The following is a 22,319-nucleotide window of genomic DNA, read 5'->3' on the forward strand; positions in this document are numbered from 1 at the left end:
AGTCCTTCACCTTCTCACACGACGTCGGCAAGGCAACATTGCGACAACAGAAAACCACATTTGTGCTTGCGCTCAATGGGGAAGCCCTTGTAGTTAGCCTTAAGTACCTGCCCCGGACACCGTGCGGCAGGCTGCCTGCACGGTCGTCGATGCGGGGCGCGAAGCCGTCCCTCGCTGCCGCTCTATTCGTGTGATCATCAGAGGCACATCAGGATGGCTGATTATCTTGCTGACATCGATCCCGACAGGTTGAACTTCCTTGGGATCTTCGGGCTGTTGATTGGCGGCCTCGCGCTGTTTCTTCTCGGTCTGGAGTTCTTGACCGGCGGCCTGAAGGCGATCGCGGGATCGAAACTGCAGTCGCTGATCGGCGTGCTGACCGCAAGCCGGTTTCGCGGCGTGGTGGCGGGCGCCGTCGTGACCGCGCTGCTGAATTCGTCGACCATCACGACGGTGCTGCTGGTCGGTTTCGTGTCCGCCGGCCTGATGACGTTGACCCAGGCGGTGCCGATGATCATGGGCGCGAACATCGGCTCGACCGTCACCGCGCAGATCATCGCCTTCGACGTTTCGCGTCTGACGCCGTACATGCTGTCGATCGGCTTCGTGCTGCACGCGTTTGCCCCGCGCGAGCTGCTGCGGCAGATCGGACGCGTCGTAATGGGGCTAGGGCTGCTGTTCATGGGCATCCAGCTGATGGGCGAGTCCACGCATCCGCTGCGCACCTATCAGCCGTTCATCGACGCGATGCAGGACATGCGCAATCCGCTCGTCGGCGTCATCGTGGGGGCGGTCTTCACCGCGGTTGTGCAAAGCTCGGCGGCGACGCTCGCGGTCGTGATTGCGTTGAGCGGCCAGGGCTTGATGCCGCTCGAAGCCGCCATCACGCTGATTCTCGGCGCGAATGTCGGCACCTGCGGCACGGCACTGCTCGCCTCGATCGGCAAGCCACCGGAAGCGTTGCAGGTCGGCGTCGTGCATCTGATCTTCAATGTGCTCGGCGTCGTGATTGCGCTCTTCCTGATTCCGCAGATGGCGGAGGTCGTGCGCTGGATATCGCCGTCGCATCCGGAACTGCAAGGGCTTGCACGCCTCGCGGCCGAGGCGCCGCGTCAGGTAGCCAATGTGCATACGCTGTTCAGCGTGGCGAACACGCTGCTGCTGATCTGGTTTGCCCGTCCGATCGCGCGGCTCGCGCAACTGGTCGTGCCGAAGCGCGCGAAGGCCGCCAAACCCGCGGGCGATCCGCAGTATCTCGACGAGACGTCGCTGGCGGTGCCGGCGCTTGCACTGCAACGCGTGCGTATCGAGCTGACCCGGCTCGGCGCGCAGGTGCTCGACGTTGTGCAACGCGGCTCGCAGATGGTGTCGACCGGCACGATGGAAGAGATCAATCAGATGCTCGATCAGGACAAGGAAAGCGACCGGCTGGCCTTCGAGATTCTTCAATATATCGGCCGCCTGTCGCAGCGGCAGCACTCGGAGGAAGAAGGTCAGCAGGTGGTCGGCTACACGCAGGTCACGAGTCATCTGGAGAGCATCAGCGGCATTGTCGGCATGACGCTGATGACGGTCGGACAACAACGAATGACGCAGCAGATCGATCTGCTGCGTCTGCGCGATGCGGCGACCACGCAGTTTTCCGAGGCGGTGATCCGCAATCTCGAGCAGGCGATCCGCACCATCGAGACGCGCGATCCGGAAGAGGTCGCGAAGGTCGTCGACGCGAAGGCCGGCATCGACAAGCTCGCCGCGACCGCGCGTCAGGTCGTGCTCGCGAAGCTTCAACTGGCGGACAAGGCGGACGTGGTCACGTTCCGGATCGCCATGGATCTGATCGAGCAGGGCCGGCAGATCGCGCAGTTCGCGCGGGCCATTGCGAAAAATGTGGCAGCGCTTCAAGAGCTGCAATAACGCGCGACGCATGATTGGAGATCGATATATTCGCGCAAAGTGATCGGCAGCACACGGACGTTGGGGTTGCGCGAGCTCTAAACTTGTGGCGTGTCATCCTCGTGACACGCTTTCAAAGAGAGTGGGATTGCCCGCCTTTGCTGTGCGGGTTTTTTCGCCTCGCGCGTGTTGTGGTATCAATAGTCAAGGCGTGGCGGTGAAGTCGATCGTGCGACGACCCGCGGTAGCTCGCACAATAAGCAACGCCTGAAGCGATTTAACACACGCCGCATCCATAATTTGATAGCCTTTGTCGCAGCAGAGCATTGAACTCAAGGAGGGCTTCACCATGATAAGGTGGCTTGCTAACTGGGCTTCACAACATGCTCCTACTCCCGAGAAACAGGCCGAACGCGCGCTGAACAACTTGCGCATGGAACTGTTTCAGGCCGAACAGCTCGTGCTCGACGCACAGCTGCGTGCCGATTACTATCGGGCTCGCCTGACCTTCCTCGAAGAAGTCACGAGAAAGGGCATCGAACAGGTATCGGACGAACGCAAGGCTCCTCTGGAGTCTCCCCAGCCGTTGCGGCCGGGACTCAAGCTCACCGCGGCGCAATAGCCGCGTCTATTCCATCGCAATGTGTTCCGTCACCCGCGTTTCGATACGTGGGCTGATGGCAATCGTGCTGTCGCGGGCGCGTGCAGTGCGCGCTCTCGATAGTCGATTGTGCGAGCATTGATTGCCGAGCGGAGAAGTTTCCGGTTGCCCGGTTTCGTGCTTCGACCGGGCAACCTTGACTGAGTGTTTGATTTTTACTGCGCGACTTTCACTGCGCTTCGCTTACTGCGAAACGCCTGCTTCGTCCTGCTTAACTTGCCAGATCGGGCGGCAGCTTGCCGCCGTTTGCCGCGAGCGCCTGCATCACCTGCTTGTGCAGCCAGATGTTCATGCTCGCGGAGTCGTTCATGTCCCCGCTGTACTTCAATTCTTGCGCAAGTTGCTTGCGGTGTTCGAGACTGCTGTCGACGCCGAGTGCCTTCATCGTGTCGACAATCGACGTACGCCAGTTCAACGTCTGTCCGCTTTCGCTGACGAGTTGATCCATCACGGCGGCCACGTCGACGTCGGTCAGCGGCGCGGGCGCGGCGGGAGCGCTGGGCGTCGCGGCTTGCGCGGCGGCCGGGTCGGGGGTGGGTTCCGTCGCGGGGGGAGGTTGGTCCGGCTTCGCTTTGCCGAACAGCTTGTGCACGATGTCACCAAAAATACTCATTTCCGAAATCTCCGCGGTTGAATGACGAATGCGAGTGGGGGCGCTCGCAGGACATACCCCGCTATGCTACGCGATCTGCCACGGTGAAAAACGTAATATTTTGTCAACCCGTCGACTGCTCGTATTGGTCCGCGCGCAATGATCCTGACACGACTTAGCCCGCGTCACGTCAACATGACGCTGTGCGTGGTTGATGGAAGGAGAAAAACATCATTGCGTCACGAGCCGCTGAACCAGTTGTAGCCCTGGTTCTCCCAATAGCCGCCCGGATACAGGTTCGTGATTTCGATAGCGACGACATGCTTGGGATTCTTGAAGCCGAGCTTGGTCGGCACACGCAGCCTCATCGGGAAACCATACTTCGGCGGCAGCACGTCGCCGTCGTAAGTCAGCGTGAGCAGCGTCTGCGGGTGGAGCGCCGTCGGCATGTCGATGCTCGTCCAGTAGTTGTAGTCCGCGCAATGAAGCGACACGTACTTTGCACTCGTGTCCGCGCCCGCGCGGCGCAGGAATTCGGAAAAGCGCACGCCGCCCCAGCGACCGATCGCGCTCCATCCTTCGACACAGATAAGACGCGTGATCTGGCTTTCCTGCGGCAGCGCGCGCAGTTCGTCGAGCGTCCACGTACGCTTGCCGTGCGCGAGGCCGCTGACCTGCAGACGGTAGGTCGCGGCATCGATCTCGGGCACCTCGTCGACGCCATAGAACGCATTGAACGGAAACGGCCGTGTGATCATCGATGCCGGGTACGTGGGCGCCAGCTTGTTCGGATCGAACAGCAGTGCCTGCACGTCGTCGTTGAAGAACGAGATGCGGCGCAGCACGGTATTCACCGCCTTGTCGTCGGTCAGATCGCAACCGGACAGCAGCGCGATGCCGCCTAACGTCAGCAGCCGCCGGCCGAACAGCCGGCGCGCAGGCGATTTGAGTTCGCGCTGAGCATCGCGAATGATCGATTCGCCATGCGTCGCGAGGAAGGTGCCTTGTTGCGCGGTTCGTTTTCGGATCGTCATGATTTACCGTCCGCGTAGCATCAACAGCAGCGAGCGGGGCACGAGCGCAACCATCGCGACGTGAATGACGAAAAACGCCACGAGGACGCTCATACACATGAAGTGCACCACGCGCGCGTTGTCATATCCGCCCATCAGCGTGCGCAGCAGCGGGAACTGCACCGACTTCCAAATGGCGAGCCCGGACAACACGATCAGCAGGATGTCGGCGATCACGACGAGATAGGCGAGCTTTTGCACCGAGTTGTAGTGCGCGAGGTCGTCGTGTTTCAGGTGCCCGCTCAGCGCAGCGAGCAGATCGGCGACCAACTGTTTCGGCCGGACAGGCAGCAGCTTGCGTCGAAAGCGTCCGGTCGCCAGATTCAGCGCCAGATAGACGATGAAATTGGCGACCAGCAGCCACATCACTGCGAAATGCCATTGCAGCGCTCCGGCGAGCCAGCCGCCAAGCGTGATCGAAGGTGGAAATTCAATTGCGGGAAAGATCGGCGACGCGTCGTAGATCTGCCAGCCGCTCATTACCATCAGCACGACCGCGACAGCATTGATCCAGTGCGTAATTCGCACCCATCCGGGTTGGACCATGTTGTGCCTCAAGACCACTCCATGCTCGTTGAGAATCATTCCGGTGCCGCGGAAGCCGTCAACGGGATGCCGTCGGCGCCGGTATGGGGGCGCAGGCAGGATCGGGCGACGAGGCACGCTGCGAGCGTCAGACTGGCATTGCGCCCGAAGCGGTAACGCGATCGATCGACGGTTATTCCGTCGTGTCTGAAATCTTTTCGTTCTTGCTATCGACTCTCAATGACGATGCATACCGCGCAGGAAGGCCGTCCCGCCGCATGGGAAATGCAGCATACGACATTCCTGACTACGGACGGACGCTGGCTCGAAGGTTGCAGCGCGGAAGGTTCGGTGGTTTCACGGGCGATGGGGCGCGTCGTCCCGCCGCAAAAAGGGGGCGTCTCACTGCCGTTCTATGCGAGTTCATTCCCGCTTCATCTGTTCTGTTTATCAGGGTGTGTACAAGCAGGCCTTCGAAAAGCCCGCTTCGAAGGGCCGTGACTCTGGTTTGAACGCTTGTCCAGCGGGGGCTTTGCGCGAATCTGACCGGCCTCGCCGATGCTGTGCGGAACCCTGAGAATGCGGATACTCGCATCGACCCCATGGTTAACCCGCGCTTTGGCCCGCGAAGGACGAAACGTACCTTCACGCCAGTTATTTCAGTAAGCCGTGTAGATGAGACCAATGAAGGAGACAGGAGAGTTTTGATGACGAGTACTACCAGCGGTAACAGAATTGATATCAAGAAGTTCATCGACGAACGGTCGATCTCGCCCTACCAGTGGCTATTGGTCGTGCTGTGTTTTCTGATCGTGACCGCCGACGGCATGGACGTCGCGATCATGGGTTTCGTCGCGCCTTCCATCATTCATGACTGGGCGATTTCGCGCCCCGAATTCGGTCTCGTGATGAGCGCGGCGCCGATCGGTCTCGTGATTGGCGCATTGTTCGCTGGTCCGGCATCGGACCGCATCGGCCGCAAGTGGGTGCTGATTACGTCAGTGTTTCTGTTCGGCGTGTTCACGATCGCGACTGCGTTCGCGCAATCGCCGTTTTCGATGGCAGCATTGCGTCTGCTCAGCGGTGTCGGCCTCGGTGCAGCGATGCCGAACTCGACGACGCTGCTGTCCGAGTACGCACCGCAACGCAAGCGCGCGCTGCTGATCACCGTGATGTTCACGGGCTTCAATCTTGGCTCGGCATTGATCGGCTTCGCGGCCGGCTGGCTGATTCCGGTTCACGGCTGGCGCGCGGTGCTGATTTTCGGCGGCGCACTGCCGCTCGTGCTGATCCCGTTCCAGATCTGGCTGCTGCCTGAGTCGGCCCGTCTGCTCGCGGTGCGCGGCGCGCCCGCGCAGCGTATCGGCAAGGTGCTTGGCCGGGTGTGCGGCGCGCACTTCGCGGGCAATGAAGTGTTCGTGTCGAACGAACCGCCGCTGCCCACGCGCAAGCCGATCGGCGTGCTGTTCTCGCAAGGCTATGGCTCGATGACGATCGCGCTGTGGGTCACGTATTTCCTGGGTCTGCTCGTCATCTATCTGCTGACCGGATGGCTGCCGACGCTGATGAAGGATGCGGGTCTGTCGGTCACGACCGCGGCCAACGTCACGGCGATGTTCCAGATCGGCGGCACGATCGGCGCGATCCTCGTCGGCTGGCTCATGGACAAGGCGCGTCCGGCGCCGGTCATCAGCGCCGCCTATCTCGGCGGCGCACTGTGCGTGCTCGGGCTCGGCTACATCGGCGCGCTGTCTTCGTCGCTTGCATTGCTGGTGTTTGCCGCGGGCTTCTGCATGAGCGGCGCGCAGACCGGTCTGAACGCATTTGCACCCGGCCGCTACCCGACCGTTGCGCGTGCGACTGGTGTGAGCTGGATGCTCGGCATGGGCCGCTTCGGCAGTATCTTCGGCTCGGCGATCGGCGGCGCGCTGCTCGGCTTCGGCTGGCAGTTCGGCGCGATCCTGGCGATGCTCGCGATCCCCGCCACACTCGCCGCTATCGCCATCCTGGTGAGCCAGCGTATGGGCGGCGCCGAAACGGTGGCGCAGCCGAATGTCGCGCATTGAGGCGTGAGGCAACGCGGCGCGCGTGCGTTTCGCGGGCGCCGCTGGATAAATTCATCTACTGAGGAATCACGGTGATCATCGACATTCACGGACACTACACCACCGCGCCGAAAGCGTTGGAGACGTGGCGTAACCGCCAGATCGCAGGCATCAAGAGGCCTTCCGCGATGCCGAAGGTGTCGGAATTGCAGATCAGCGACGACGAGCTGCGCGAGTCGATCGAAAACAACCAGTTGAAACTGATGCGCGAGCGCGGCCTCGATCTGACGATCTTCAGTCCGCGCGCGAGCTTCATGGCGCACCACATCGGCGACTTCGAAATCTCGAGCACGTGGGCCGCGATCTGCAACGAACTGTGCTATCGCGTGAGCCGGCTGTTTCCCGAGAACTTCGTGCCGGCCGCGATGCTGCCGCAAAGTCCGGGTGTCGATCCGGCCACCTGTATTCCTGAACTCGTCAAATGCGTCGAGCAGTACGGCAATGTCGCGATCAACCTGAATCCCGATCCGTCGGGCGGCCACTGGACCAGCCCGCCGTTGTCGGACCGTTCCTGGTATCCGATCTACGAGAAGATGGTCGAGTACGACATTCCCGCGATGATTCACGTGAGCACGAGCTGCAACGCGTGCTTCCACACCACCGGGTCGCACTACCTGAATGCGGATACCACCGCGTTCATGCAATGCCTGACCTCGGACCTGTTTCGCGATTTCCCGACGCTGCGTTTCGTGATTCCGCACGGCGGCGGTGCGGTGCCGTATCACTGGGGTCGTTTCCGCGGCCTCGCGCAGGAACTGAAAAAGCCCTTGCTGAAAGACCATCTGCTGAACAACGTGTTCTTCGACACTTGTGTCTATCATCAGCCGGGTATCGACCTGCTCACGCGCGTGATTCCCGTGGACAACATCCTGTTCGCGAGCGAAATGATCGGCGCGGTGCGCGGCGTCGATCCGGAAACCGGTCACTATTTCGACGACACGAAGCGCTACGTCGAAGCCGCGGATATGAATCCGGAGCAACGCTACAAGATCTACGAAGGTAACGCGCGGCGCGTCTATCCGCGTCTCGACGCGTTGCTGAAAACGAAGGGGCTGTGATCATGTATGAAATCGGAGTCGTCTATCGCAACATCCAGCGCGCGGATGCGGAGGTGGCAGCGAAACTCGGCGCGCTCGGTTCGGCCACCGTGCATGAAGCGATGGGCCGCACGGGCCTGCTCCAACCGTATATGCGCCCGATCTACACCGGCGCGCGCGCGAGCGGCACGGCCGTCACGGTGCTGCTGCAACCGGGCGATAACTGGATGCTGCACGTCGCGGCCGAACAGATCCGGCCGGGCGACGTCGTCGTCGCCGGCGTCACCGCACAGAGCACCGACGGTTACTTCGGCGATCTGCTGGCCACGAGCTTCAAGGCGCGCGGCGCTCATGCGTTGATCATCGACGCCGGCGTGCGCGACGTCAGCGTGCTGAGCGAAATGAACTTCCCGGTCTGGAGCAAGGCGATTTCCGCGAAAGGCACGGTCAAGGCGACGCTCGGCTCGGTGAACATTCCGGTCGTGTGCGCGGGTGCGTTGGTCACACCGGGCGACGTCGTCGTTGCCGATGAGGACGGCGTGGTCGTGGTGCCGGCGGCCGCCGCGCAAGCCGTGCTCGACAAGGCTGCGGCGCGCGAGGCCAATGAAGCCGGGAAGCGCGCGAAACTCGCCTCCGGGGTGCTCGGTCTCGACATGTACGACATGCGCGGGCCGCTCGAGCAGGCCGGACTGCGTTACAAGGACTGACAGGCGTGGTCGCAATGACCAACGATCCAGCCACGCGCGCGCCGATCACCGGCATTTCGTCGATGGCCATGCGCCAGGTGCTGGCCGGACTCGCCCCGTTCTACGAGCGGCGCACGGGGCAGGGCGTCGCCATCGAATCGGTCGGCGGCGTCGATGCGGCGCGCCGGGTCGAGGATGGCGAAGTCTTCGACATCGTCGTGCTTGCCGCCGACGCGATCGAGCGGCTCGTGGTGACGGGTTGTGTCGAGGCGGCGAGCCGCGTCGGGCTCGCGCGCTCGGGCATCGCGGTCGCGGTCGCGGCCGGAGAAACGCACCCGGACATCGCCTCCGAAGCAGCGTTGCGCGACGCGATTCTCGGTGCGCGCAGTATCGGTTACTCGACGGGGCCGAGCGGCACGCATCTACTGAAGCTGTTCGAACGCTGGGGCATTGCCGGGCAGATCGCTTCGCGTATCGTGAAGGCGCCGCCGGGTGTGCCGGTCGGCACGCTCGTCGCGCGCGGAGAAGTCGCGCTCGGCTTTCAGCAGGTGAGCGAATTGATTCACGTGGCGGGCATCGACGTGCTCGGCGAGCTTCCGGCCGCCACCCAGTCCACCACCACTTTCACCGCCGCGATCTGCACGGCGGCGCGCCAGCGTGAAGCAGCCCAGGCGTTGCTGGCGTTTCTGGCCTCGCGCGAGGCCGACGGCGCAAAGCTGCAAAACGGCATGTCGCCGGCTTGATGGCGGGCGGCGCTCGCCGCCCAGGCTTGTGTCCTTGCCTTTTCCGCCTCCATCTCTTTGCGCGAGCGCATGCTCGGCTTCGAAACGCTGAAAGCGCTGAGCGGCACGCCCGCTCGGATGGCGGACGCAAAACGCTACGAATGAAAGCGGATTCAAGCCAGCAGCTTGCCCCACTCGTAATCGATACCGTCCGGAGTGAAGGGCAGCACGCCCGCGCCGGGCGTAAATGTAAGTTCGCCGAAATAAACGAGGTCGTCCGGCGCATACAGGTCGACGCGCACATAGTCGAAGTCTTCGCACAGACGGGCCGCGACATCGAGCACGGCCTGTAGATGCGGCGGGCGCGGAGCGGGCAACGCGCTGCGCTTGTAGTCGCCGATTGCGATATCGAGGTGATTCCAGTCGGCGTCGTACACGTCGCCGTGCGTCGCGTTGCCGAATCGATCCGAGATCATGAGGATATAGATGATCGGCCCGCCAGGACGGCCGCCAAAGCAGTGCATTTTGAAATCCGCCGGAATCTGGCCGCGCCGATCGAGCAGCAACTGCTCGAAGAAAACGCGCGGCTCGATCGTCCGATAGTGCCGCTCGCGCCCAACGTAATAGAATTCGGTGCGCAACCATTGGTCGGCGAGCGTCTTCAGCTTCTCGAACGAGGTCTCTGATTTGTTTCTCACCACTTCGACGTAGCTGCTGCCGTGATTGGCTTTCATTACGAAAGCATCCGGCAGTGCGTCGAACATTTCGGGCGTGAATGCATCGGGCACTGCGATCAGCGGTATCAAATGCTTGTGGCCAATTTTTCGGGCAATATATTCCCGCACCCGAAGCTTGTCGGTCAGGTCGATATAGCGCGGATCAGGATGAAGATTGCGCTGCAGGATCTTCTCATTGAACGTCACCGGACGAATCAGGTTCGGATAGCGGCCAATGCATTTGTGATGTAACAGGCTTAGGAAAAGGGCGTCCGGCAATAGCGTTTTCGCCGCTTCCTTGATTTTTCTCGCGGTAGATGGCGATGGCCCGTGCGCCGCATGCGCACCGGTGTGCAAGCCCGGCTGCCCGCAGGGCGCGGCCAGAGCACTGTCGCCGGAGTGTAGGGAGGCCATGTTTTTCGGCGCGACGGCCGCGTCCTGCGCGGCCAGTTCGGCGGATTTGATGATCGTCATGTTCTAATCCCTTTGCGGTCGAGTCGACGAGTCGTCCTCGGAGTAACGGGAATTGAAATCAAAGCGTCAGCGGCGCTTGCCGCAACATCTCGGTCGCGGCACTCCAGCTTTCCTCAGGCGTCAGCCAGCGTTCCTCCGCATCCACATGCTGTTGCGCGCGGAATTGCGTCGGCGACATACCATAGCGCTCCTTGAATAGCCGCCCAAGCCGATTACCGTCGCCCATTCCGCAGCGGCGCGCAATCTTGTCGACCGGCAGATCGGTGTTCTTCAGCATCGAGCGAACGATCTCGAAGCGTGTGCGCAGCAGATATTCGAGCGGCGTCATGCCGAACTCGCATTTGAAGCGGCGCTGGAAATTGCGCTTGCTCATCGCCACCGATTCGGCCGCCTGCGCAACCGAAATAGCCTTGCTGTAGTTTTCCTTGATCCAGCGCGCCGATTCGCGAATCTTCTCCGTCGTCGTCGTGATGTTGACGTCGTCGAACTCGGAGCGGCTTTTCTCGGCGTAGCCGGTTTGCAGGATGCGGCCTATCTTGCGGGCAGTGTCGGTATTGATGTCGCGTTCGATCTGCGCGAGCGCGAGATCGGTCGGCGTCACATTGCTTTGCGTGCGCGCGGCGTCACCGCTGTCGTCGAACAGAAAAATCGGCACGATCGATTGCAGCGGATCGTTGCAGACGACCGCGAGATTCGCACCCTGTTGCATGCCGAAAGATGCAATCGATCCTTGCAGCGAGATCCACGACAGAAAGCGGTCGTTGGATTCCGCGACTTCGGTGACGTCGCGGCAGGCCACGAAGAGCGCGTGGAAATCAGCGAGGCAGTAGCGTTCGAGGCCTTGCGTCCAGATCGATATGCCGGACGAACTGGTCACCAGACCGCCGCCGTCGGATACCACGGTAAGCCGGTATGGCGCCTCTTCGCCAGCCGTTCTCTTGAACTCATTGGCAAGCCGGAACGCGTCGCCGATCGCGCCGGTACTTGCCATCGAACAATCCTGAAAGACGAATAGACCAATGTGCTTCATCACGCGAGCTTCTCCAGTCAGGAAAATCTACGCATTGAGATTAGCGCATCGATCTGGGCGAGACGAGCTTGGCCGGTATGCGTGGGTGTTTTGGCGTAATCGTCAGGATTCAAGAAATTCTTACCTCGCTATTCGCAGAAATGCGTGCTACTAATTAACGTTGCACGGAATTTTTTTCCAGATCAGTTAGCGTGATTCTTGCAAGCGAAATGCTGGGGCATCGGCGGAATGCGCCGAGTGGCTTGGATTCGGCGCGATTTGCGGGATAACAAGGGCATTCCTGGCACTTGAGCCGTGCAATTGGCGTTCTGTCGCGATGTACGATGCCTGTCGTATTACTCTGTTACAGCAATTGCAGATCGCAACAAGCCTTTCCGGCTTCTGTTTCATTTGTAAAAGGCTCCGCATTATCGGCCAATAGCACCCTACTTTGGGCCGCCGGCGAATGCCTCGATCCTTTGCGGACTATGCTTCAGCGCAACATCGAGAGAGAAATTGTCAATCGCGGATTACGTGAATGGCGGGCTTCGCATTTGCTGATTCGTGAGAAGCACAATCGGCAATGCCGCGGTGGATAAGCAATAGCTGTGTAGCCTTCCGTGGTTCGAGAGGTCCCGAACACGGCTCCCCGACCTAACCCGACACAGCACGTCGCTTCGCCGTGCTGCCAGCCAATCGAGGGTCTATCCGGCCGGCGGCATAAATAGCGACGTGGCGACGCAAAGCGATCGCCGATCGTTTTGTTTCATCAACCTGCAAGGATCAGACCGGTGGATTACTATCCGCAAAACTCGCTCTATCCCGCTGTTGATACCGAGCGTAGACAACTCAGCGCCCGCGCGATGCTCTCGCTAATGCGCGATCACATCTGGGAGATCGTGGTGACGACGGTCGTCGTCCTCACGCTCGCGGTCGCGTATCTTCTGATTGCCACGCCTATCTATTCCGCTGACGTAATCATTCGCGTGGACCCACCCGAGCCAAATGCCCTCGGACTCGCGTTGCAGAACCAGGAACTGTTGCCGCCACCGACGCCTTCGTCGGTAACCGAAATGGCGGTCATGGAAAGCCGTGCAGTTTTGCAGCCGGTGATGGACCAGTTCCGTTTCGACATTTCGGTGAAGCCGCACAAGCTTCCGGTTCTCGGCGACATCGCCGAAAAATTCGCTACACCGGGACAGCCCGCGGCGCCGTGGCTCGGGCTGAAATCGTTTGCATGGGGTGGCGAGCGTGTGCAGATCGCCGAGCTCGACGTGCCGCGCGAACTCGAGGAAGAGAAGCTGACCTTGACCGCGCTCGACAATGGCGCCTTCGAATTGCACGGCCCGTCCGGCGAGTTGCTGGCGAGAGGCACGGTCGGCATGCCGCTCAAGCAGAACGGCGTGTCGATGCTCGTGAAGGAACTCGCTGCGCGGCCGGGTACGAAGTTCGAGGTGATCCGCTGGAATGAGCTCGATGCCATCAAGCGCTTCACCAATCTCGTCAAGGTTGGCGACAAGGTGAAAGACTCTGGGCTGCTGCAAATCCAGTACCGCGACAAGAGTCCGGACAAAGCCGCGGCCGTCGCCAATGCATTGGGAGAGCAATACCTCGCATCCGCGGTGGCGAGCCGGCAATCGAACGACACGCAGACGCTCGCTTTTATTAACGGCGAACTCCCGCGTCTACTCGGCGATCTGCGAAAGGCCGAGGAAGCGCTGAAGAATTTCCGCTCGAGCTCGCAATCGATGCAGCCGACCAACGAGGCGCAAGCCTATTTGCAGGGCGGCCTCGATCTCGACAAGCAGATCGCGGCGCTGCAATTGCAGCGCACGCAAATGCTCGAGCGCTATACGGAACAGAGCCGCTGGGTGCAGAACGTCGACGAGCAACTGGCGCAATTGAAAGAAGCGAGAGCGAAATTCTCCGGCCATTTCAACGGCATGCCCGCGTCGGAACGCGCAAGCGTCGATCTGATCCGCGCGCAGAAGGTCGCGGAAACGGTGTATCTCGGCATGGTGCAGAAGGCCGAGCAATTGCAGGTGCGCCGCGCCAGCACGACGGGCGGCGCGCATATTCTCGATCGCGCGATCAGACCGCATATGCCGGTCATGCCACAGCCGATTCTCGTGCTCGGCGGCGGATTGGTGCTCGGTATCGTGTCCGGCGTCGTGTTGGTCTTCATGCGCCGCCACGTGATGATCGGCGTGACCGACCCGCGCTACGTCGAGCGCCAGATGAGCGTGCCGGTGTTTGGCGAGATTCTGTTCAGCCATCAGCAACTGCTGCTCGACCGCGATGCGAGCGCGGGGCGCAAATCGCTGCCGGCAGCAGCCGGGCGCGCCCATCCGCCGATGCAGAAGAGTCTGCACGAGATTCAGTTCGATTCCGGCGTCCAGAACAGGATTCTCGCCGCGCGCTTTCCGCACGACACGTCGGTCGAAGCGCTGCGCAGCGTACGGACCGCCGTCACGCGCGATCTCGCGCATGCACGCAACAACATCGTGATGATCATCGGGCCCACGCCATCGGCGGGCAAGAGCTTCGTCGCCGCGAATCTGGCGATCCTGCACGCTGAAATCGGCTCACGGGTGGTGCTGATCGATGCCGACATGCGACGCGGTCATCTCGCCTCGCTATTCAACGAGAGCAATCGTGGAGGCCTTTCCGAAGTACTGTCCGACCGCCTGCCGCTCCGCAATGCGCTGCGCTCGACCCGCATCGACGGATTGACGTTCCTGTCATGCGGCGTGCGCCCGGAGAACCCCGCCGCGCTGCTGATGAGGCCTCGCCTGAAGGATGTGCTCGAGCGGCTGTCGAGCCAGTTCGATCTGGTGATCATCGATACGCCGCCTTTCCTCGCGGTCACCGACGCCTCGATCGTCGCGAACGAGGCGGGCGCGTCCCTGCTCGTGCTGCGCTCGGGCATGCAAAGCGAGGAGGAGATCGCCGACACGCTCAGAAAGGTGGAACGCGCGGAAGGGCGCATCGCGGGCGCAGTGTTCAACGGCATTCCGCTGCGTCGAAGCACGAAGAACTATGGCTACGAAACGAACTATGCCAGCGATTTCGGCGAAAACGACGTCGGGCAGCAAGCGCCGCGAGGCGCCTGAGCGTGTGGAGACCCAACGCGGTAAAGCGCGATCGCGATGGCGTAAAACGGAGAACCAGATGGCCTTTGCAATCAACGGAAAGTTTACTTCTCAGTCCATCACGGGGGTTCAACGCGTTGCGTATGAGCTGACGCGGGCCATGCAGATGCGCGCCGCGCCCGGTGACGAACCGGAAGTGTTCGTGCCGCAAAACGCCGTCGAGCCGGGGGCGCTGCTCAAACCGCAACGGCGCTTTCCGTGGCTGCGCGGCACGCTGTGGGAGCAGATCACGCTGCCAGTCGCCGCACGCGGCATCACGCTGCTGAGTCTGTGCAATACGAACCCGCTGTTCAAGCACAGTCAGGTCGTGATGGTTCACGACATGGCCGTCCTTGACATGCCGCAAGGCTTTTCGAGGAAATTCCGGCTCTGGTATCGCATCTGTTTCGCGCTCTTGCCGCGCACGCATCCGATCGTTCTGACGGTCTCGACGTTTTCGAAAATGCGTATCTGCCATCACCTGAAAATCGACGAATCGCGTGTGAAAGTGGTAGCGCCCGGCGCGGATCATTTCGACCGGATCGTTGCCGACCCATCGGTGCTGCAACGGCTCGAATTGAACAAGGACGCCTATTGCGTGATCGTCGGCAGTCTCGATCCGCGCAAGAATCTGCGCGGCGTGCTCGATGCGATCGTGCGGCTCGGGCATCTGCGCGACGTCAAATTCGTCATCGTGGGAAAACAGTATCCGCGCATCTTCAGCGGTGCAGGCGTCGAGCATCCTGTGCATTCGCGGCAGGTCGTGTGGGCAGGTTTCGTGTCGGACGCGGAGCTGAAGGCACTGTACGAGAGCGCTGGCTGCCTCGTGTTTCCGTCGCTGTACGAAGGTTTCGGCCTGCCGCCTCTGGAAGCGATGTATTGCGGCTGTCCGGTGATCGCGTCGGCGCGCACGTCGATACCGGAAGCATGCGGCGATGCCGCAATGTACTGCGACGCGACCTCCGCGGACGACATCGCAGCAAAGATCGCGCAGATGATGAGCGACGCCGATCTTCGCCAACGTTATCGCAGCGCGGGGCTGCTGCATGCGCGCGAGTTTCGCTGGGAGCGCGCGGCGCAAACGGTGCTCGAAATCCTCGATGTCAAGACTGGCGAGCGGCTGCCCGAACTGACGCCGCGCGCGTCCGCGAGCTAGCGATGGGTGGGCACGAACATGAATCGCATGAAGACCCGTGCTGGCAGAAGACGTGCATTGCGCACACTCGCCGCGTTGGCGGCGGGTGCGGCCGCGCCGTTGTCGACTCTGCGGCCCGCTCTCGCATTGGTACCGGACCCGGCGCCCGCGAACGCGCGCGCCCGCATGATGACCGATCTGATCGGCACGAACGGCTGGGCCGGATCAAAAGCCGACATCGAGATGTGGCGAGCGATGGGCATTAGCTGGGGCCGTGACACGGTCGGCCCTGGTCAACCTGATCGGCCCGGCGAGGCGATGCGCATCGACAAAACGAGCTCGGCGTTCGATGTCGATCTACCGTCGGCACTGTTGCGAAACGAACGCAATGGAATCGGTTCGCTGTTGATGCTCGGCTATACGCCGAGATGGAATGCGACTGTGCCCGGCGACAGCAATTCGGCCCCCGTCGACGTGGATGTGTGGAAGCAGTATGTCGACGCGGTGGTCCGCAAGTATTCGGCGCCGCCTTATAACCTGCGCTATTTCCAGATCTGGAACGAGGCGGCCGGCAAGTTGTCCGGCGGCTTGCCGCAGTCCGTGTTCTGGCACGGCCCGGAGTTCAGCAAGGACGAAAAACGCTCGAAACCGTATGAGCGCGCGATGCAGGATTACGTGGAGCGGATTCATATTCCGGCGGCCCGCATCATTCGCAGTTATCGCGCATATGTTGTGTATGGCGGCTGGCCGGACCAGGGCGGCCTCGATAACTTCCACCGCTGGCTCGAATATCGCAGTCCGGTCTTGAAAGAGCGCATGCTCGATTGGGTCGACTACGTCGACACGCACTATTTGCCGGTTGCCGATATGGAATCGCTGTACCAGCGATATGTGAAGAACGGTCCCGCTCGCGGCATCTGGCAAACGGAGATCGGCAACGAGTACATGAAAGACCCGCACTATTTGCCGCGTTATTTCTTCGACTTCGCGGTGTGGGCGCTCGGCAGGAATTGGGACGACCCGAACAAGTACCTGTCGATGATCTATCACTGGGACGGCTATGAACCTTTTCGTCTCACGCATCCCGGTCCGCCTGAACGAACCTACAACGTTTCCGGTCGAAGCTTGGTCGTGTTGCATCGAACAGCGGGTGAGCATCTGGCGAGTTTTTCGAAGCCGCTGCAATGCGGTCCGGGTGTTGCTGCAAATGCCTTGCTTTCCGGCAACGACCTTGTGATGCAGGTGAGCAGCAGCGCGGGCTGGCAGAACATTGCCATCGGCGGGCTGCAGCCGCTGCGCTCGCACGCGGTGCAGGTCGATTTCATCGATGCGCTGAGCGGCGAGGCGAGCGCACCGGACAAGGTTGCATTGAGTTGGGACAACGATTTGATGAACGTACGATTCAAGGTACCCGACCAGGTGAACGGCGCTGGTAATAAGCCGCCCAAACATCTGGCTTATCTCGTGGTGCGTCGTGTGACGCAGGCAGTGGCATAGCGATATTTCGCGAGCATGACGAGCGCCGGGAGCCGGCGGATCGAACCTGACGGATAGCGTTGACACATCATGAAGCAGGTCACCATTGCGATTTGCAATTACAACTACGAGCACTATCTGGCCGCGGCGATCGACTCGGCGCTCGCGCAGGATTATCCGGCGACCACCGTCATGGTCGTCGACGATGGCTCGACCGACGGTTCGCGCGCGATCATCGAAAGCTATGGCGATCGCGTACTGACGTTGTGCAAGAAAAACGGCGGGCAAGTATCCGCCTACAACTATGCAATCGCGTCGCTCACCACCGAGTATGTGATCCTTCTCGATTCCGATGACGTGCTGTACCCATCCGCGGTTACCGAAGTCATGCGCTTTTTCGAGGGCGGCGAGTGGGCCAAGGTGCAATTCCGCCTCGACGTGATGGACAACGAAGGCGCATTGACGGGTGCCTACGTGCCGAATAGCGAGCCGCCACACGACTGCGGCAGGCTGCTGCGCGGCGGCTGGCTCTATCCGTCCCCGCCCGCGTCTGGCAATGCTTACCGGGTGAGCGCGCTCAAGCAGATCTTCCCGGTTCCCGAAGAGGGCGTGAATCGCTATGGCGCGGACTTTTATGCGATCTATGGCGTCGCGCTGGCTGGACCGATCGCGACGGTGTCGAAGTCGCTAGGCCGCTACCGGGTGCACAACGCGGGCAGTGAAACGATGTCGTTCGCGAACTCGCAACAACTGACGAAAGCGCCGCGCGCGTTCAACGTCCGCTGGGCAATTCTGCGCAATATTGCAAAAGATCGGCTCGACATAGAACTGCCGGCAGCATTTCTCGACTTCTCACACGAGAAAGCGACATTCTGCTCTTCCGTTTATCGCGCGACCCTGCTCAGGCGTTGGCATTGGATAATCCGCGATTCGCGCAACTATCTGCACACGATCATTGCAAATCCGTTCTGGAGCCTGAAGAAGAAGCTCGGCACGCTCGTACTGTCGAGCCTGTGTCTCGTGCCTTACTCGCCGCTGTCGGATTTCGCGGTGCGTTATATCGCGAACCCGCTCGCGCGCCGTCGCGTCGCAGGACGCTGAGGCGAAGGAGGACGGCATGGATAGACGAACGAGCGCCAACCTGATCGTATTTGTTTACGCCGGCTATTTCATGAGGTACGTGTACCTCCTGATCGTCGTGCCGTTCTATGGCCGAGTGCTCGGCGTGGCCGAATACGGCCGGGTACTCGCGTCGATGTCGCTGATGAACGTGATATGGATGCTCGTCGGCTTCGGCTTTAACTTCGTCGGCATGCGCGAGGTGGCGAAAGCGCAGTCGACCCGGGAATGCAATGCGATCTATTCGCTGCATGTCAGCGCGCGGCTGACACTCGCCGTGATCGGCGCGGGCATCGGCATCATTGCGACGTTCTATTCACCGTTATTGTCGGAGCGGCCGCTGATCGGCCTGCTCGCGACCTTGCTAGGTATCGTGTCGGCATGCAATCTCAGCTGGCTGTTTCAGGGGCGGCAACTGATTCGCACGCCGATCATGATCGAAGTGTTCGGTTTCGCGCTGAGTCTCGTGCTGGTGCTCACTCTCGTCAAAGGACCGAACGATGCCGTATGGGTGTTGGCGAGTCTGCTGATTGCGGGTATCGCGTCCTTGATCATTGCCTACGGTTTGACGACGTGGCAACTCGGCTGGCCGCGTCTGGCGTTTGCCGGCGTCCTGCCGCTCGTGCGCAGGTCGACGATGCTGTTCTGCTATTCGTCCGGCTCCGTCGTGCTGACGGCATCGTCGACGTATTTGCTGACCTTGTTCTCGACGCCTGCGGAGGTCGGCTATTTCGGCGCGGCCGAGCGTTTCGCGACGATCGGACTCAGCCTGATGGCCCCCGCGGCGCAAGTCTTTATTCCGACGATAACCCGGCAACTCGCGCAGGGCGACAAGGCGGGCGCGCATGTCACGACGCGGCGCGGCGCCATCTTGCTGCTCGGCTATGGCGTGCTCGTGCTGTGCGGCGCGTTGACGCTGTCGCCATTCGTGTTGCCGCTGATTCTCGGCGCTGCGTTCGAGCCGAGTGTGCACGTGTTGCAGGTATTTGCATGGATGTTCCCGTTCGCGGCTTTCAATGAGTTCGTCGCGTTCTATGTATTCATGCCGCGCAGGAAAGACCGGGTGCTCGCGATTGCCGGCGTCGCCTCGGCGCTGGTGAATCTAGCAGCGGCGCTCGTTCTCGCGCCGCGTTTCGGCGCGATTGGCATGGCCTCTGCTCGGGTGATCGGCGAAGCGGCGCTGTCCGTGACGCTGCTCAGCGTGTTGATTCGCCTCGAACTGGTCGGGCTGTTGCCCGGCGCCGAGCGGGCGCTCGAGCGGGTGCGGGTGGTGTGCGGGCTTCGTACGCAGGCGGGCGGCGCAAAGGACGATTGAAGTGGCGCGTGGGTGCGTGGGAGTTTGGGTGGATTGTCACAGGAGGTCGAAGTGAAAGTCGCTATTGTTCACGATTGGCTGGTAGTGTCCGGCGGCGCCGAGAAAGTATTGAAGAACATCATCGAGTGCTTCCCGGATGCGGACGTCTTTTCGATTGTCGATTTTCTCGAAGACCGCGATTGCGTGAAGGGGAAGTCCGTCAACACGTCATTCATCCAGAAGATGCCGTTTGCGCGAAGACGATACCGCGCCTATCTACCGTTGATGCCGATTGCGATCGAGCAGGTGGATCTGTCAGGCTACGACCTCGTCATTTCGAGCTCGCACGCGGTCGCGAAAGGCGTGTTGACCGGGCCGAACCAGGTGCATATCAGCTACATTCATTCGCCGATCCGCTATGCGTGGGATCTGCAACATCAGTACCTGCGTGAATCCCATCTCGACACAGGGCTGCGCTCCGCGTTGGCGCGCGTGCTGCTTCATTACATTCGAGGCTGGGATTCGCGCTCCGCGAACGGCGTCGATCATCTCGTCGCGAATTCTCAGTTCATTGCGCGGCGTATCAGAAAGGCCTATCAGCGCGAAGCGACCGTGATCTATCCGCCGGTCGATCTGGTGAACATGCCTATTGGTACGGAGAAACAGGATTTCTACGTGACGGCGTCGCGGATGGTGCCTTATAAGCGTATCGATCTGATCGTTCAGGCCTTTTCGCAAACGCCTGAACGCAAGCTGGTCGTGATCGGCGACGGTCCCGAGATGAAGAAGATCAAATCGGTGGCCGGCGACAACGTCCAGATTCTCGGGCATCAGCCGTCCGATGTGCTGGTCGATCATTTGCGGCGCGCGCGCGCGTTCGTGTTCGCGGCGGAAGAAGACTTCGGCATTTCGGTGGTCGAAGCGCAGGCATGCGGCACGCCGGTGATCGCCTTCGGCCGCGGTGGCGCGCTTGAATCGGTGGTGGGATTGCCGCTCGAGCGACCCACCGGGGTTTTCTTCGGTGAGCAAAGCACCGCGTCGTTGCTCGAAGCCGTTACCCGGTTCGAGAGCAACGCAGCCCTATTCGACGCACGCGTGTGCCGAAAGAATGCCGAGCGGTTTTCGTCGGAGAACTTCAAGAAGGCCCTGATGGGCTTCGTCGACGCGCGGCTCCCGTATGCGTGCGTCGAACAGTTTCTTCCCTACGCGCCGAGTCAGTCGCTGCCGGCCGAAGAACGTCATCTTGCCGACGTTACGCCCTGAGTCGGGCGCTGGGGCACGGGCTGTGCAGCTCGCGTGCCCACGTTGCCCGCCTTGCGCGCTCCGCGCGGGCCGGGCCTGAATGCGGTGGCCGCCAGCGGACGCGCGGCTAGCAGCAACGAGATCACCAGAGAAAGAATCAATACATTCGACGGCGAAACGAGCCGATGCTCGGTTGCCGACATCACCAGCAGGCAAACCGACGAAATCTCCACGAAGCGGAACGCCGCGAACTGGCGGCCGCCCTCGACCAACGCGGCATACGCCGCCCCCTGCCTGCTCCACTCGATCAGTCTCCAGAAGAACGCGAGGATCAGCGTCAAGCCCACCACGCCGAGCTCGGCGAGGATATTCAGATACGAGTTGTGAGCGTGCGAGTCGCTGTGCTCGATCACTATGTCGGACGGCACCGCGAACAGATGGAAGTACGAGGTGAGGCTGCCGATGTGGTCGTCGAAGGAGCCGAAGCCGAGACCGACGAGCGGGCTTTGCACGAAATACGCGAGCGCTCGCGGCCACAACCACTCGTAGCGAATGTTGAGATTGTTGACCTTGGCGTTATTGGCGTGAATCGCGAAGGTATAGCCCATGTAGTCGACGTTCGGCTGGGTATGGTAGATCGCGACGGCGACCGAGGCTAGCAGCAGCACGGCTATCAGCGTGCCGAGAATCCAGCGCTTGCGGCCAAAGTACAGATAGGGCAGAACGGCCGCCGCGCCAAGCAGCGAGCCACGGCTGTAGGTCGAAAACAGCATCAGCACATTGCAGGCGAGCAGCGCGATCAGCAGCTTGCTGCGTTGTTGCAGGTAGCACGCTATGCCGAGACAGAACAGCATCGCCAGGAAGCCGCCGGCTGCGTTGCGCGCAATGAAGTAGCTGCCGAAACTGTCGGCCGGATTAACGAAGATGCTGAACAGCCCGTTCGTGGCGATGTAGTAGACGTACATCGGCAGATTGATGATGACCGCGAAAATGAACAGCGCACGCAGTACCTTGTGCAGATCCCAGCGGTGCGCATACACGAAACCGGCAAAAATGGGCGCATAGGAAATGAAAAAATTGCCGTCGCGCCGATAAAAGTCGAAGTCGAGGAACGACTGCGGATCATAGAGCAGCGTCGAGATCGTCGCGAGCACCGAGAAAGCGGTAAGTGGCGCGATGAACGCGGGATAACTGCGGCCGTAAAAGCGCCATGCCAGCAATAGCAACGGGACAAAGCCGATCGCACTGATCGGCACGAAATTCGTGACCGTCATGAAGAGTGCGACTAGCGAAATATAGGCCATTGCAACTCCAGAAAAACGAATGGCGCGCCGGTTGGGGTTGTGCCCATGCGCTGGATGATGGCGAGATTGGGAACAGCGGAAAACTCACAGTGTGGCCCGCGCGGGGGCACACCGCTGTTTATCTC

19 protein-coding genes are annotated in these 22,319 nt (G+C 61.1%); 13 read left to right on the forward strand and 6 right to left on the reverse strand.

The annotated features are described in order from the left end of the window. The first annotated feature begins 213 nt into the window (after positions 1–213). A complete protein-coding gene (locus HDG37_RS35355) occupies positions 214–1,914 on the forward strand; it encodes a Na/Pi cotransporter family protein (protein WP_184055772.1) in 1,701 nt (566 codons plus the stop codon). A gap of 328 nt (positions 1,915–2,242) precedes the next feature. Next, a complete protein-coding gene (locus tag HDG37_RS35360; RefSeq protein ID WP_084754487.1) occupies positions 2,243–2,515 on the forward strand; it encodes a hypothetical protein in 273 nt (90 codons plus the stop codon). A 250-nt stretch (positions 2,516–2,765) separates the two neighbouring features. On the opposite strand, the gene HDG37_RS35365 is transcribed toward HDG37_RS35360, so the two are convergent. The 3 genes from HDG37_RS35365 to HDG37_RS35375 all read right to left on the reverse strand — a co-directional run bounded on the left by HDG37_RS35365 (position 2,766) and on the right by HDG37_RS35375 (position 4,765). Then, entirely contained in the window at positions 2,766–3,167 is a 402-nt protein-coding gene (locus HDG37_RS35365; protein WP_090809158.1) for a DUF3597 domain-containing protein, read from the reverse strand. 218 nt (positions 3,168–3,385) lie between these two features. Continuing rightward, entirely contained in the window at positions 3,386–4,180 is a 795-nt protein-coding gene (locus HDG37_RS35370) for a molybdopterin-dependent oxidoreductase (protein WP_184055774.1), read from the reverse strand. A gap of 3 nt (positions 4,181–4,183) precedes the next feature. Further along, positions 4,184–4,765 carry a cytochrome b/b6 domain-containing protein gene (locus HDG37_RS35375; protein WP_184055776.1) on the reverse strand — a complete coding sequence of 194 codons (582 nt, stop codon included), beginning with the start codon at positions 4,763–4,765 and terminating at the stop codon, positions 4,184–4,186. 219 nt (positions 4,766–4,984) lie between these two features. Here HDG37_RS35375 and HDG37_RS35380 point away from each other — a divergent pair, with 219 nt between their 5' ends. The 5 genes from HDG37_RS35380 (at position 4,985) to HDG37_RS35400 (ending at position 9,315) form a co-directional block, all read left to right on the forward strand. Next, a complete protein-coding gene (locus HDG37_RS35380; protein WP_184055778.1) occupies positions 4,985–5,245 on the forward strand; it encodes a hypothetical protein in 261 nt (86 codons plus the stop codon). Positions 5,246–5,451: 206 nt separating this feature from the next. Then, complete coding sequence (locus tag HDG37_RS35385; protein WP_184055780.1) at positions 5,452–6,810, forward strand: aromatic acid/H+ symport family MFS transporter; 1,359 nt, start codon at positions 5,452–5,454, stop codon at positions 6,808–6,810. Between the two features lie 71 nt (positions 6,811–6,881). Then, positions 6,882–7,907 carry an amidohydrolase family protein gene (locus HDG37_RS35390; RefSeq protein ID WP_184055782.1) on the forward strand — a complete coding sequence of 342 codons (1,026 nt, stop codon included), beginning with the start codon at positions 6,882–6,884 and terminating at the stop codon, positions 7,905–7,907. 2 nt (positions 7,908–7,909) lie between these two features. Further along, on the forward strand, positions 7,910–8,593 hold the full coding sequence (gene ligK / locus HDG37_RS35395) for a 4-carboxy-4-hydroxy-2-oxoadipate aldolase/oxaloacetate decarboxylase (RefSeq protein WP_184055784.1): 684 nt from the start codon (positions 7,910–7,912) through the stop codon (positions 8,591–8,593). A gap of 14 nt (positions 8,594–8,607) precedes the next feature. Continuing rightward, positions 8,608–9,315, forward strand: coding sequence for a substrate-binding domain-containing protein (locus HDG37_RS35400; RefSeq protein ID WP_184055786.1), 708 nt, complete (start codon positions 8,608–8,610; stop codon positions 9,313–9,315). Positions 9,316–9,467: 152 nt separating this feature from the next. On the opposite strand, the gene HDG37_RS35405 is transcribed toward HDG37_RS35400, so the two are convergent. Together HDG37_RS35405 and HDG37_RS35410 are read right to left on the reverse strand one after the other, a co-directional pair. Continuing rightward, entirely contained in the window at positions 9,468–10,484 is a 1,017-nt protein-coding gene (locus HDG37_RS35405; protein ID WP_184055788.1) for an ATP-grasp fold amidoligase family protein, read from the reverse strand. A gap of 58 nt (positions 10,485–10,542) precedes the next feature. Then, positions 10,543–11,475 carry a GlxA family transcriptional regulator gene (locus tag HDG37_RS35410; RefSeq protein ID WP_184055789.1) on the reverse strand — a complete coding sequence of 311 codons (933 nt, stop codon included), beginning with the start codon at positions 11,473–11,475 and terminating at the stop codon, positions 10,543–10,545. 809 nt (positions 11,476–12,284) lie between these two features. On the opposite strand from HDG37_RS35410, the gene HDG37_RS35415 reads away from it, so the two are divergent. From HDG37_RS35415 to HDG37_RS35440, 6 genes are all read left to right on the forward strand, one after another. Then, complete coding sequence (locus tag HDG37_RS35415; RefSeq protein WP_184055791.1) at positions 12,285–14,606, forward strand: polysaccharide biosynthesis tyrosine autokinase; 2,322 nt, start codon at positions 12,285–12,287, stop codon at positions 14,604–14,606. 58 nt (positions 14,607–14,664) lie between these two features. Beyond that, the gene (locus HDG37_RS35420; protein ID WP_184055793.1) at positions 14,665–15,780 is read left to right on the forward strand and encodes a glycosyltransferase family 1 protein; all 1,116 of its coding nucleotides are present in this window, start codon (positions 14,665–14,667) and stop codon (positions 15,778–15,780) included. A gap of 18 nt (positions 15,781–15,798) precedes the next feature. Then, positions 15,799–17,256, forward strand: a complete 1,458-nt coding sequence (locus HDG37_RS35425) for a hypothetical protein (RefSeq protein WP_184055795.1) — start codon at positions 15,799–15,801, stop codon at positions 17,254–17,256. Between the two features lie 69 nt (positions 17,257–17,325). Then, positions 17,326–18,336: a glycosyltransferase family A protein gene (locus tag HDG37_RS35430; RefSeq protein WP_184055797.1), complete on the forward strand. Its 1,011-nt coding sequence runs from the start codon at positions 17,326–17,328 to the stop codon at positions 18,334–18,336. Positions 18,337–18,352: 16 nt separating this feature from the next. Continuing rightward, on the forward strand, positions 18,353–19,669 hold the full coding sequence (locus HDG37_RS35435; protein WP_184055799.1) for a lipopolysaccharide biosynthesis protein: 1,317 nt from the start codon (positions 18,353–18,355) through the stop codon (positions 19,667–19,669). A 51-nt stretch (positions 19,670–19,720) separates the two neighbouring features. Beyond that, entirely contained in the window at positions 19,721–20,911 is a 1,191-nt protein-coding gene (locus tag HDG37_RS35440; RefSeq protein ID WP_184055801.1) for a glycosyltransferase family 4 protein, read from the forward strand. Here the strand turns inward: HDG37_RS35440 and HDG37_RS35445 are convergent. Then, positions 20,887–22,194, reverse strand: a complete 1,308-nt coding sequence (locus HDG37_RS35445; protein WP_184055803.1) for an O-antigen ligase — start codon at positions 22,192–22,194, stop codon at positions 20,887–20,889. The two genes, HDG37_RS35440 and HDG37_RS35445, sit on opposite strands and share 25 nt — an antisense overlap. Positions 22,195–22,319 lie beyond the last annotated feature (125 nt).

Origin of the sequence: Paraburkholderia sp. MM5384-R2 (genome assembly GCF_014201025.1) — a bacterium.
GTDB classification, from domain to species: domain Bacteria; phylum Pseudomonadota; class Gammaproteobacteria; order Burkholderiales; family Burkholderiaceae; genus Paraburkholderia; species Paraburkholderia tuberum.

Bases quoted from the DNA above. Each gene is read 5' to 3' on its own strand.
- HDG37_RS35380 (WP_184055778.1), top strand. From the start codon at position 4,985: ATGACGATGCATACCGCGCAGGAAGGCCGTCCCGCCGCATGGGAAATG.
- ligK (WP_184055784.1), top strand. From the start codon at position 7,910: ATGTATGAAATCGGAGTCGTCTATCGCAACATCCAGCGCGCGGATGCG.
- HDG37_RS35425 (WP_184055795.1), top strand. From the start codon at position 15,799: ATGAATCGCATGAAGACCCGTGCTGGCAGAAGACGTGCATTGCGCACA.
- HDG37_RS35360 (WP_084754487.1), top strand. From the start codon at position 2,243: ATGATAAGGTGGCTTGCTAACTGGGCTTCACAACATGCTCCTACTCCC.
- HDG37_RS35405 (WP_184055788.1), bottom strand. From the start codon at position 10,484: ATGACGATCATCAAATCCGCCGAACTGGCCGCGCAGGACGCGGCCGTC.
- HDG37_RS35400 (WP_184055786.1), top strand. From the start codon at position 8,608: ATGACCAACGATCCAGCCACGCGCGCGCCGATCACCGGCATTTCGTCG.
- HDG37_RS35445 (WP_184055803.1), bottom strand. From the start codon at position 22,194: ATGGCCTATATTTCGCTAGTCGCACTCTTCATGACGGTCACGAATTTC.
- HDG37_RS35370 (WP_184055774.1), bottom strand. From the start codon at position 4,180: ATGACGATCCGAAAACGAACCGCGCAACAAGGCACCTTCCTCGCGACG.
- HDG37_RS35430 (WP_184055797.1), top strand. From the start codon at position 17,326: ATGAAGCAGGTCACCATTGCGATTTGCAATTACAACTACGAGCACTAT.
- HDG37_RS35435 (WP_184055799.1), top strand. From the start codon at position 18,353: ATGGATAGACGAACGAGCGCCAACCTGATCGTATTTGTTTACGCCGGC.
- HDG37_RS35365 (WP_090809158.1), bottom strand. From the start codon at position 3,167: ATGAGTATTTTTGGTGACATCGTGCACAAGCTGTTCGGCAAAGCGAAG.
- HDG37_RS35375 (WP_184055776.1), bottom strand. From the start codon at position 4,765: ATGGTCCAACCCGGATGGGTGCGAATTACGCACTGGATCAATGCTGTC.
- HDG37_RS35355 (WP_184055772.1), top strand. From the start codon at position 214: ATGGCTGATTATCTTGCTGACATCGATCCCGACAGGTTGAACTTCCTT.
- HDG37_RS35410 (WP_184055789.1), bottom strand. From the start codon at position 11,475: ATGGCAAGTACCGGCGCGATCGGCGACGCGTTCCGGCTTGCCAATGAG.
- HDG37_RS35385 (WP_184055780.1), top strand. From the start codon at position 5,452: ATGACGAGTACTACCAGCGGTAACAGAATTGATATCAAGAAGTTCATC.
- HDG37_RS35420 (WP_184055793.1), top strand. From the start codon at position 14,665: ATGGCCTTTGCAATCAACGGAAAGTTTACTTCTCAGTCCATCACGGGG.